The organism is Bacteroides sp. RTP31139st1_H2_RTP31139_211217, from assembly GCF_040227615.1.
Lineage (GTDB): Bacteria > Bacteroidota > Bacteroidia > Bacteroidales > Bacteroidaceae > Bacteroides > Bacteroides uniformis.
On record NZ_JBCNZM010000115.1, the window covers coordinates 1 to 9,019 of the forward strand.

Annotated in this window: 18 protein-coding genes; 11 read left to right on the forward strand and 7 right to left on the reverse strand. The window is 44.3% G+C overall.

Annotation, left to right across the window (positions count from 1 at the left end; all coding sequences use genetic code 11):
• On the forward strand, nt 1-271 hold a 271-nt coding region (locus ABUA47_RS16880; RefSeq protein ID WP_349831797.1), incomplete at its 5' end, for a hypothetical protein.
• An 86-nt stretch (nt 272-357) separates the two neighbouring features.
• Here ABUA47_RS16880 and ABUA47_RS16885 read toward each other — a convergent pair.
• From ABUA47_RS16885 to ABUA47_RS16910, 6 genes are all read right to left on the reverse strand, one after another.
• Nucleotides 358-798 carry a hypothetical protein gene (locus ABUA47_RS16885; RefSeq protein ID WP_007564998.1) on the reverse strand — a complete coding sequence of 147 codons (441 nt, stop codon included), beginning with the start codon at nt 796-798 and terminating at the stop codon, nt 358-360.
• Nucleotides 799-907: 109 nt separating this feature from the next.
• On the reverse strand, nt 908-1,231 hold the full coding sequence (locus ABUA47_RS16890; RefSeq protein WP_149923031.1) for a hypothetical protein: 324 nt from the start codon (nt 1,229-1,231) through the stop codon (nt 908-910).
• Between the two features lie 12 nt (nt 1,232-1,243).
• Complete coding sequence (locus tag ABUA47_RS16895) at nt 1,244-1,576, reverse strand: hypothetical protein (RefSeq protein ID WP_149923032.1); 333 nt, start codon at nt 1,574-1,576, stop codon at nt 1,244-1,246.
• Nucleotides 1,577-1,591: 15 nt separating this feature from the next.
• The gene (locus ABUA47_RS16900) at nt 1,592-2,683 is read right to left on the reverse strand and encodes a hypothetical protein (protein ID WP_349831799.1); all 1,092 of its coding nucleotides are present in this window, start codon (nt 2,681-2,683) and stop codon (nt 1,592-1,594) included.
• 13 nt (nt 2,684-2,696) lie between these two features.
• On the reverse strand, nt 2,697-3,269 hold the full coding sequence (locus ABUA47_RS16905) for a hypothetical protein (RefSeq protein ID WP_122132186.1): 573 nt from the start codon (nt 3,267-3,269) through the stop codon (nt 2,697-2,699).
• 26 nt (nt 3,270-3,295) lie between these two features.
• Nucleotides 3,296-4,006 (reverse strand): hypothetical protein, encoded by a 711-nt coding sequence (locus ABUA47_RS16910; RefSeq protein WP_349825822.1) that lies wholly within the window; start codon nt 4,004-4,006, stop codon nt 3,296-3,298.
• A 318-nt stretch (nt 4,007-4,324) separates the two neighbouring features.
• Between ABUA47_RS16910 and ABUA47_RS16915 the strand changes: the two genes are divergently transcribed.
• From ABUA47_RS16915 to ABUA47_RS16960, 10 genes are all read left to right on the forward strand, one after another.
• Nucleotides 4,325-4,564, forward strand: coding sequence for a ribosomal large subunit pseudouridine synthase B (locus tag ABUA47_RS16915; protein ID WP_349831800.1), 240 nt, complete (start codon nt 4,325-4,327; stop codon nt 4,562-4,564).
• A 16-nt stretch (nt 4,565-4,580) separates the two neighbouring features.
• Entirely contained in the window at nt 4,581-4,787 is a 207-nt protein-coding gene (locus ABUA47_RS16920; RefSeq protein ID WP_149923035.1) for a hypothetical protein, read from the forward strand.
• A gap of 16 nt (nt 4,788-4,803) precedes the next feature.
• Nucleotides 4,804-4,935, forward strand: a complete 132-nt coding sequence (locus ABUA47_RS16925; RefSeq protein WP_258899323.1) for a hypothetical protein — start codon at nt 4,804-4,806, stop codon at nt 4,933-4,935.
• Nucleotides 4,936-4,955: 20 nt separating this feature from the next.
• Nucleotides 4,956-6,110, forward strand: a complete 1,155-nt coding sequence (locus ABUA47_RS16930; RefSeq protein WP_149923036.1) for a hypothetical protein — start codon at nt 4,956-4,958, stop codon at nt 6,108-6,110.
• Between the two features lie 59 nt (nt 6,111-6,169).
• Nucleotides 6,170-6,361 carry a hypothetical protein gene (locus ABUA47_RS16935; RefSeq protein ID WP_007565019.1) on the forward strand — a complete coding sequence of 64 codons (192 nt, stop codon included), beginning with the start codon at nt 6,170-6,172 and terminating at the stop codon, nt 6,359-6,361.
• Between the two features lie 75 nt (nt 6,362-6,436).
• Nucleotides 6,437-6,916 (forward strand): hypothetical protein, encoded by a 480-nt coding sequence (locus ABUA47_RS16940; RefSeq protein ID WP_038607023.1) that lies wholly within the window; start codon nt 6,437-6,439, stop codon nt 6,914-6,916.
• A 223-nt stretch (nt 6,917-7,139) separates the two neighbouring features.
• Nucleotides 7,140-7,394, forward strand: a complete 255-nt coding sequence (locus ABUA47_RS16945) for a hypothetical protein (RefSeq protein ID WP_149923037.1) — start codon at nt 7,140-7,142, stop codon at nt 7,392-7,394.
• Nucleotides 7,395-7,636: 242 nt separating this feature from the next.
• The gene (locus ABUA47_RS16950; RefSeq protein ID WP_038607017.1) at nt 7,637-7,951 is read left to right on the forward strand and encodes a type II toxin-antitoxin system RelE/ParE family toxin; all 315 of its coding nucleotides are present in this window, start codon (nt 7,637-7,639) and stop codon (nt 7,949-7,951) included.
• Nucleotides 7,952-7,957: 6 nt separating this feature from the next.
• On the forward strand, nt 7,958-8,302 hold the full coding sequence (locus ABUA47_RS16955) for a HigA family addiction module antitoxin (RefSeq protein WP_007565027.1): 345 nt from the start codon (nt 7,958-7,960) through the stop codon (nt 8,300-8,302).
• A 119-nt stretch (nt 8,303-8,421) separates the two neighbouring features.
• Nucleotides 8,422-8,643 (forward strand): hypothetical protein, encoded by a 222-nt coding sequence (locus ABUA47_RS16960; protein WP_038607014.1) that lies wholly within the window; start codon nt 8,422-8,424, stop codon nt 8,641-8,643.
• Here ABUA47_RS16960 and ABUA47_RS16965 read toward each other — a convergent pair.
• The coding region (locus ABUA47_RS16965; protein WP_349831802.1) for a hypothetical protein at nt 8,630-9,019 on the reverse strand (390 nt) is incomplete at its 5' end. The two genes, ABUA47_RS16960 and ABUA47_RS16965, sit on opposite strands and share 14 nt — an antisense overlap.

A 9,019-nucleotide genomic window follows, 5' to 3' on the forward strand; every position in this document is an offset into this window, starting at 1 on the left:
GTTGAAGCCTGAATTTATAACAGGACTTATCGGCGGTCAGGCTGTTGACCCAATCATTGGCGAGACGCTCTATTTCTTCTGCCCGCTGACCGTCTTCAACGAAGACCCCGTTATCGTAAGGGTCAACATCTGGAACATAGATATTCACGGTTACAACACCCGTTTGAATGTCACCCGAAAGACCCGATGTGAATATCACAACGGCATCCTCCTTGCGACTGTCTCTCGGGCGATTGCTGGTCTTACCGTCCCCTCTGTAAACGTCCCCTGAAATCATCGAGGAAAGGGTACTGTTTTTCAGCAGACGGTACACGTCCCCTTGAATTTGTTTTGAAGTCTTAGCCATATAAGTTCTGTTTAATGAAATCCGAGTTGTTTCAACATTTGCGGTACAAGACGCTCGGCAAGAAGTTCTGAACTGTCAAGAACGTCAAGCCCTTTTGCGGACACATAAGAAGCGTAGTTCATACCAGCCACGACAATAAGGCAAATCCCCTGCGGGAATTTTCTTGCGAGGCTTTTCACATACGCTGCCCCCTTTGAAGAACCGTCCTTGCCTTGTTTCACGGTTTGGAAACTGGATGAATGGATTATTCGCCCGTCAACCGTGATAACATAGCCGATTGAACTTCTCAGGTTGCCCGTGCGGTCTTTGTAAGAATTGGTTGAACGTGCCCTGTTCAAGACTGTCTCCCCGATATACATCAGGTTTCGGATAAGAACTTGTTTCAGCCTTTCAAGCTGCTGTTCCGTGTATCTGTCAATCTCCGACATCGGTGTTAGTTGTGTGATAGGCATATTCTTCTCAGTTATTTTTTGCGAAATCGGCGCATGTGGCGTTTACTTTTCTTATTGGTATGTTTGACCGGGTTGAAAAAGAAAAGCCGACATACAGCCGCACATCGCTTTAGACCAAAATTCTTACTTCGCACACGGCTTCAAGCGGTTCTGCCTGAATGATTGAAAACGTGCCAATCTCTTTTCCTGACAAGTCTTTCAAGCGTAGCTGTTCCGATGGAACGGGCTGTTCTTCAATCAGGATTTCATAGGAAGCCACTGTGAAGTGTTCCCCCTTGATAATTCCGAGTTGGTTGAACTTCTTCGCCTTGAATTGACATGGAACAGGTTCGCCCCATGCCACGGAAGACGGTTTGACGGGATAACCCGTTTCAGGGTCAATCCCGCCCGCTGTCTTTGTCTTGAATTCGATTGTTCCGTTTTGAATAAGCATACATTTCCGTTTTTAAAGCCGAGAACCTTTATATCCGTAAATAGGTTTGTTTGCGCTGCCGCTGTCATCGTCAAATTCTTTGTACAAGGCTTTGGCATGATTGCGGAATTGCGTTCTCTGTTCGTCCGTGAATGAAAAGGACTGACCGCCCTGAGACACGTCAGGAGCGAAAGACAGCCACAGAAGTAAGTCTGCTTTGGCGAGGTTGTAGGCTTTCCCTTTCAGAACCTCTGCTGTCGCTTCCGTGTCAAGGTCAAGCCCCCGTTTGTCCGCTGTCTCAACAAGTGTTCGGAGCGGTATCGGGTAGGCGTTTATCCCTTTCAGGTTTTCGATAACTTTTGCCATAATTCAAGACCGTCTTTAATCCCAATCTTGTGCGTCCGTTCTCACGTAGATGTTACGGTAAGCCGTATCAAATACGGGAATAGCGTCAGCCTGACCGATTGTAACCTCGCTCTTAGGCTCAATCGTGCCGTACTTCTTCACGACTGTATGGGCACGCACGGCTCTCAGAATTGTTTCTTCATTTTCCTGAAGAATGTCATACTGCGTGGAACCGAGTATTTCACTTTCTGACAAAATCATACGGCTGTTCTCAAACGGGTTGCCAGAAGTCTGTGAACCGTCTGAAAATTCACGGGTGATGGTTTGGTCGATAACACGCAGTTGAATACCGTTCAGCCATGCTTGTTTTGCGAGCATGGTATTTACAGCAGCCAAGTCAGGTGTTTGAGAGATACCGAGGGCGTTGGCGGCGAAAGAAGCGCACTGTTTAATAATTTGTTCCGCAGAACAGATTTTGTACAGTTCATCCAAATTGATGAAAGCGTACTTCAAGTTCAGGTTATGATCCTTACCCAACTTCACGAATTTAGCAAGGTCGCCGATAATGTCAGCAGTTGACTTTCTGTTCCAATCAACGGATGATTTGGTTTTCATCTCATCATCCACGTCATAGTCAAGGTCAAATTCATTGGCATAGGTTGCGTTCGTGGTGGTTGTGAATTTAAGCACGCCAGCGTTTGAAGCGAGTTTCCATGCAATGTATTCTTCCTCAGACTGAACGCCGTTGAAACAGAAATCAACATCATTTCCCCAATACTCAACAAGTTTGGTAGCATCTTCATCCTGAGCGAAAGCCAAAGCCGTTTGATAATCTTTGATTTCAGAGCGTGAAAGTTCACGGCTGATAGAGATAAACGGAATATCTCCACGTGCGCTCTCGAATATCGGGCGGCGTTTACGCATGATAGTTCCGTTGTCAGTATGCAGGTCGGCGGCGACATTCTTCTTTTCAAGCTGGATCGTTAAGGTTTGCCAGTTGAAGCCGTTGACTTTCTTAACGGGGAAGTGCTTTCCGAAAAGGAAGCCCGAAGCGTCAGCCGAATTCAGACGGGCTTGAACCATTTGTTCGGTCAAACCCTGAATCATTGTATTTACAATAGTTCCCATAAATTACTTACGATTAATAGTTTATGATACCTTTGAGGTGTTTCATCACGCATTCAGGAAGCGGGTTGCCCTTTGTCACGCCAATAAGCCAAGCGTCCGTGTCAAGGTTTGAGTTTTGCACGATGGGCTTGCCTGTTCCGACAAGTGAAAGCGGGGTGTATTTCAGTTTTGAGGTTTCCGCTGCCGATTCCGCTGCGGCTTCAATGATAAATCCGCCTTTCTCAATCTTCACTCCAAGAGTGGTCTTGACCTTGATTGTGTCGTGGGTTTTCTCTGTGGTTGTGATAGATGTGATAGCGTAAGCCTTGCCACCTTCATCAGCCATGATGAAATCGCCAACTTTGAAATTGTGACCTTTATTTACTTTGATGTCAGTTGCGGTATCTGTCGCTTCTGCCGACAGAACGGCAATCTTCACAACGTGGCAAATGCCGTTGTCGGGTGCGCTCAATACTGCGCCCTCGTTCAGAAAATCGCCGCCGAGTTCAGAAACCTTGACCGAAACGCCGCCGCGAATATCCGCTGTTTTGTGCATGAAGACACGAGGTGTGCGTGTGTCTTTCCTGCGTGTTACTGTCATTCCCATTTTTGAATGATTTTGGATGTTAAACATTAGAACGGCTGACCGTCGGCGGGCTTGTTGTCACGGTGTGATATAGCCTCCAATTGCTCTTTTGTCAGTTCGTTCCCTTGACTTGATGAACCGCCGTTCTGTGCGGCAGGTCTTCCGAAAACAGCCCCTTTTGCCCGTGTGTCATTGACAATGCCGTCCACTTCGGTAGTGATTTCGCCGACAAGCGTGTTGAACTGTTCATCGGTTAGACCGTCAACAGGTGTGCGCTCGTAAGCCTTGCGTAGATTTTCAGGCAGTTTTTCAATGATTGTGGAAAGTTGTTGCTTGCGGGTTGCAGTTGTACGGTCTCCATCCATTTTGTTCAAACGCTCGGTTATCGTCTTGTTGCTTTCGATAAGAGCCTGTGCCCAAGCCGGAGCTTGCTCGCCCCCTGCGGATTGTGTCTGAACGGTTTGCGTTCCTCCTTGCTGACCGCCCTGAGAGCCGCCCCCGTTATCAATCTTTTGCCCGTCTTTCAGACCGTATTTGGTTTCATAGGTTTGTACGGCTGTCTGTTGGGCTTCTGTCGCACGGCTGTCGCCGTAGCTTTCAATGATTTCGATGAACTCTTTTGTTACCCCTGCAATAGCAGTTGTTATTTGTTCATCTGTGGTTACAGTCTTGGCGAGTTTATCGGCAATCCTGTTCAATACATTTGCGTTGACCCCCGGAAATTTGGCTTTCAACGCCTCTAAAATCTTTTGTTTCATAATGAATGCTTTGTTTAACTGAAAAGTTTACGCAACAAAGGTATGCTTTATTTCTTAAAGTGATTACAATATACTCAGAAAAATAATGCTTTTTCTTGTTTGTCTCAGTTTTTATGCTATAAAATATGCTTTTAAGCTATTTTGAGGCTGTTTTTGAGATAATGGAGTTAAATACTACGGAAGTGGAGTTAAGTGGGGTTAAAAATAATCTGTTCAGTTAATTTTTATCCGAAAAAGTTGATTATTTCCAAAATACTTAACTTATATTTGCAACATGATTAAGATGTAATCACTTTTGAACCTCAAAAAAACAGAAATATGAAGACAGTGAGTTTAGCATACAGCACAAGAGAAATCAACCGTAATTTCAGAATTAAGGTTTCAGGCGTTGATGGCGAGGGGAACAAGGTTCACAAGCTGGTTGGCGTTTCAGGGGCTATCGCTCTTATCGGTGTTGAAATGTTCAATAAACTTTTGAAGCGGGCTTTCAATAACGTTGAAGACAAATGCGTATGCAAACTCCGCAGTGGTATTAAATTTTCATTTTATATCAAATAATCAGGAGGAAAAGATTATGGTAATCAATTTTAGAAAACTGAACCGTCAGGTTCTCCCTTTCAAGCCCGAAACGAAACAAGGATTTATCTTCATCGCCACAAACGAACAAAAGGAAAACGGTCTTTTCAGTATCGCAAAAGTTGGGAGCAAAAGAAGCCTTATGACTATTCTCGTTGATACTATCAATTCCGATGAAGACTTCAAACGCGAATTTTCAATCTGAACAGGAGGACAGAATTATGAAAGACAATATGAACAGTATTATCGAAGCGGCTTTTTGGGCGGGATTTGAACCAAGTTCAGATGACTTGACAGAAGCCGCCTTGTATGAGGAAGCAAAGGTATATTTAGAAAAATCAATTCAGTATTAACCCAAATAAAATTTTCAAGTATGGAAACAATGACAGTGACAAACGAAAAGACCCTGCAACAGGGTTTGAATGATGTTGTAATCAACAAGGTTCAGAGAATGATAGACGGTAAATCCGTTGGGGTTCAAGCTACAATGGAGCGTCTTATCAGCGAGGGAAAGATAGCGCAGGATTATATCGCCCCGATAGGCGTTAACCTGAGACAGAAAGACCACAGCCCCGTGATAACATTCAACGGGGGAGAACGTCTGATGATGAATATGCCTGACGGTCAGTTCTCGCTCCATGATAACGCCATAGGGCAGCTTGCTGACAGAATGGGAGTTCCGCAGCGTTATCTCAGACAGCTTGCGCAGGGGGCTGAGTGGGCTAAGAACCTTGCCGCCGAAATTCTGAACGAGCATAGCGGTTGGACGGAAAGAAGCCGTGTTCTTGTCAGAACCGTAGGGGAGCAGGTTCGGGGTGTTCTCTCTGACAGCTACCGCCGTCTGAACAGCGTTGAAATCCTGACGGCTTTTGTTCAGGAAGCGAGCAAGCAAGGGGCGGTAATTTCGGACGCTTATATGAACGACACAAAGGTTTGGGCAGAAACAATCCTGCCACAGCCAATCGTCATACCGACAGCGAAGAACGGCGATGTCATCATATTTGCGGGCGCACGGTTCTCAACCTCTGACTACGGGGACGGGGCGGTTGACATGCGGGCGTTTCTCTTGAACGGGGCTTGCCTTAATGGTATGGTTCGTGAAAGCGTGATGAAGCAGGTTCACTTGGGGTCTAAGCTGCCTGATAACCTGAAACTATCCAACAAAACGTATGAACTTGACACGAAGACCACCGTTTCAGCGGTCAAAGACCTGACGAAAGGGCTGTTCGGGAAAGATAACCTGATGAAGAAAGCCTACGAGATACAGGGGGCTTCCGAAATTGATGTTGACTTTGAGCATGAATTGAAGAACCTGACAAAGAACGGAAGTCTTCTGAAACAGGAAAGTAAGGAAGTTGAAAAGATTTTGATGCGCAATGACCCCGAAGATGGTGTTCAGGGAGGTTCAACCCTTTGGAAGCTCACTCAGGCAATCACGGCTCACGCCCGAGAACTGACTCCCGAAAGAAGCCGGGAATTACATGAAATTTCAGGTTCGCTTCTCAACCGTGTGAAATTACAAGCATAAATTAACAATCTCCCGTGAACCCGTCAAAAGCGGGTTTGCGGGATTAAAAATAGACTGCAATGAAAAAGACAGATTTGACATTTATCGGGATTGACTGTTGGGACAGACCCGTTTACAGAGACACCAACGGCAAATTATGGAAAGACATTACGCTTGGGAGCGATACGCCTGAATTATATTCAGCTTGCAATAATGACTTTGAGGGAGAGCCTGATATGCCTATTGAAATGACTTATCCCGATTTTGAATAGTTGACATGATGTTTAACCACGCCCGACAGAGAGCCGTAAAAGCCCTGTGTCGGGTTTAATAACTGAGAAACAACGATGACAGACGAAAAGAAATTTGAGTTCAATGAAGATATTGAAAATGATTGTTTAATGACATGGAAGAACGCCCGGACTTTGGGACGTTATAAGGCTCTCTGTAATGAACGTGATTCGGTTGACGTGAAGAAATACGATTGCTTCTTCGCTTTCGGTAATGAATCATTCGCAAGGGGTATGAAAGGAATACGCCCTTTGAATGACGGGGAGAAGATTTACAGTTTCGGCGCAGGGGGCTATGGTACAAAAGACGGTATAGAACGCCTGTTCAAGTTTTACGAAGACATGGAAGCCCGAATAAAGAATGAATGTGACCCGCAGGAGGTTTATTGCTATGAATACAATAACCATGAATGTTGCATTGCCTTTGACGGGGATATAGAAGCTATCAGGCTTGTTGCCGGGATATGGGGTGTCGAGACAGCGAAAACAATCAAACGGAGGTCGGCTTTTTATAGGGTTGAAGAGCTTTTCAATTGAAAAAGCAATGTTTTCTACGAGATAATATATGTTTTCTCGTAGAAAACTCTGTTTAATTAGTGTTTTCTGCGCAAGAAACCCCTAAAGGAGAGGAAAGAAAAGAATATAGAAAAAAATACTACTAACGTAGTATAAAAAAAGACCCTGACGGGTCAGGCGCACACGCCGTTTTTTGGAGGGGTTCGCCTGACACAAGGTTTGGGGCGTTAAACAGAAAAAGACTATGGCGAAAGAGCAAAAGACGATTTACCGGGTTCAGTTCAAAGAACCGCCATTGAACGATGACGAAAGAACAGAGTTCTTCTTCACGTCACTTGCGGCGATTTATGATGTCTTCACGGCAGAACAAATCGGCTGTCGGGTCAACCGCTTGTACAACATCGGTCTACCTGACGGTACGCCGTATGACGGGAAACGTTGCCTGATAACTCAGGAGGCGGTTCACAGTAAGGCGCAAAAAAGCCCGTTCACAGGTTGATGATGAAGACAAGCCCAAATAAGCCGATTTAAGACGTGATTTTAAGTAGGCTTATAACTTATACAAGATTGACTGTGAAAATTCAATAGCGGGGCTAAAAACGGGCAAATTGAGGGTGTTTGTGATTATGGTGTAATCATGTTATTCGGTTTACCCGTTTGAGGCTTTCAAAAAAAAATATTCGCTTTTTTTGCGAACTCTCAGAAAAAGAACTTATCTTTGCTGCAGAAAAAGAACTGAATATGGAAATAATCTTCAATGAAGAATATCTTCGGGAAATGTATAATACCGGGCGAACGGATAAGAAACACCGTTTTCAGCCTCAAATTATACGGAAATATATTCGTGTGATAGATTTGATGAGGGACACTTCAAATGTCTTGGGGTTGATGCGATACAACGCATTGAATTACGAGAAATTGAAAGACGATAAAGCGGGTCTTTCTTCTGTGAGAGTGAATGACCAATATCGCATTGAATTCGAGGAACATACCAAAGACGGGGAAACCGTTGCCACGATATGTAATATTACAGATTTGTCAAACCATTATAAATGATTGATTATGATAACAATACCGGGAGTTGACCCTAAAATGATTGCTAACAATCTTGAACCTGCGTTTCCCACGCATCCGGGGGAAATCTTGAAAGAAGAAATCGAATACAGGGGGATTTCTCAACGCAAGTTGGCAGAACGGATGGGCATAGGCTATTCTGTTCTGAATGAGATATTGAACGCCCGCCGACCTGTCACTGAAAAAACAGCGATGATGTTTGAGGCTGCGCTGGGGGTTGAAGCTGAACCGTTGATGCGTCTTCAAATGAGATACAATGTGCGTATCGCTCAAAAAGACAAATCTTTCATGCAGCGTTTGGATAATATCCGCAAAATTGCCGCCGTTCTTTAGTGGCGTTGCGATTGCGCCCGAATGCCGGGCGATAATTCAGAACGTGAAGACTTACACCAATTTGGAAAGTAAAGCGTTTATACGTCAAATTCGGAGAAAATAACTTAACCAATCAGAGTATGGAAACAGTTTTTGATTATAACATAACAGACAAAGAGCGTGAAGACATCGGAATATCTGACAAGGAGCGTTATTTGGCTATTGTGGGGGAAGATACTGCAAATTTAGACCTTGCCACCCTTTTTCATACCCGAGGGGATAATGACAGGATGGCAAGGTACGCTGATAAACTTCCGCTTGATATGAAGTTGGATTTTTATCGGACGGTTACGCACCCTTGATTCCTCTTAGTGTTTCTGCAAATTCACTTGAAGACATTCTGAGATTTTTAACAAGTTCTTTTGCTGTTTTCAAGTCATATTTACTTTTCGCTTGAACAAACTTCACGATTTCCTCGTGGATTTCTTCATACGGGGTTTTCAGAATGATGTCTTTGAAATGGGCGTGCGCTTCTGCTTGTGTGACGTTTATATGCTTCAATAGGTTTTGAAAATTAGAAACGAAACGCCCATAACCATAACCCCGTTCAATGATTTCTTTAGTGTTGACCGCCTTCCCTCCAAGGCTTTTCACAAAGTCACGGTATGAATGACGTGCGCAGAACTGATTGATAGTTTCCATTGAACGGCTTCTTAAATCAGTTTTATTTCTCAAATT

Excerpts from the sequence above, each read along its gene's own strand:
- ABUA47_RS16885 (WP_007564998.1), bottom strand. The coding sequence starts at position 798 with ATGCCTATCACACAACTAACACCGATGTCGGAGATTGACAGATACACG.
- ABUA47_RS16890 (WP_149923031.1), bottom strand. The coding sequence starts at position 1,231 with ATGCTTATTCAAAACGGAACAATCGAATTCAAGACAAAGACAGCGGGC.
- ABUA47_RS16895 (WP_149923032.1), bottom strand. The coding sequence starts at position 1,576 with ATGGCAAAAGTTATCGAAAACCTGAAAGGGATAAACGCCTACCCGATA.
- ABUA47_RS16900 (WP_349831799.1), bottom strand. The coding sequence starts at position 2,683 with ATGGGAACTATTGTAAATACAATGATTCAGGGTTTGACCGAACAAATG.
- ABUA47_RS16905 (WP_122132186.1), bottom strand. The coding sequence starts at position 3,269 with ATGGGAATGACAGTAACACGCAGGAAAGACACACGCACACCTCGTGTC.
- ABUA47_RS16910 (WP_349825822.1), bottom strand. The coding sequence starts at position 4,006 with ATGAAACAAAAGATTTTAGAGGCGTTGAAAGCCAAATTTCCGGGGGTC.
- ABUA47_RS16915 (WP_349831800.1), top strand. The coding sequence starts at position 4,325 with ATGAAGACAGTGAGTTTAGCATACAGCACAAGAGAAATCAACCGTAAT.
- ABUA47_RS16920 (WP_149923035.1), top strand. The coding sequence starts at position 4,581 with ATGGTAATCAATTTTAGAAAACTGAACCGTCAGGTTCTCCCTTTCAAG.
- ABUA47_RS16925 (WP_258899323.1), top strand. The coding sequence starts at position 4,804 with ATGAAAGACAATATGAACAGTATTATCGAAGCGGCTTTTTGGGCGGGA.
- ABUA47_RS16930 (WP_149923036.1), top strand. The coding sequence starts at position 4,956 with ATGGAAACAATGACAGTGACAAACGAAAAGACCCTGCAACAGGGTTTG.
- ABUA47_RS16935 (WP_007565019.1), top strand. The coding sequence starts at position 6,170 with ATGAAAAAGACAGATTTGACATTTATCGGGATTGACTGTTGGGACAGA.
- ABUA47_RS16940 (WP_038607023.1), top strand. The coding sequence starts at position 6,437 with ATGACAGACGAAAAGAAATTTGAGTTCAATGAAGATATTGAAAATGAT.
- ABUA47_RS16945 (WP_149923037.1), top strand. The coding sequence starts at position 7,140 with ATGGCGAAAGAGCAAAAGACGATTTACCGGGTTCAGTTCAAAGAACCG.
- ABUA47_RS16950 (WP_038607017.1), top strand. The coding sequence starts at position 7,637 with ATGGAAATAATCTTCAATGAAGAATATCTTCGGGAAATGTATAATACC.
- ABUA47_RS16955 (WP_007565027.1), top strand. The coding sequence starts at position 7,958 with ATGATAACAATACCGGGAGTTGACCCTAAAATGATTGCTAACAATCTT.
- ABUA47_RS16960 (WP_038607014.1), top strand. The coding sequence starts at position 8,422 with ATGGAAACAGTTTTTGATTATAACATAACAGACAAAGAGCGTGAAGAC.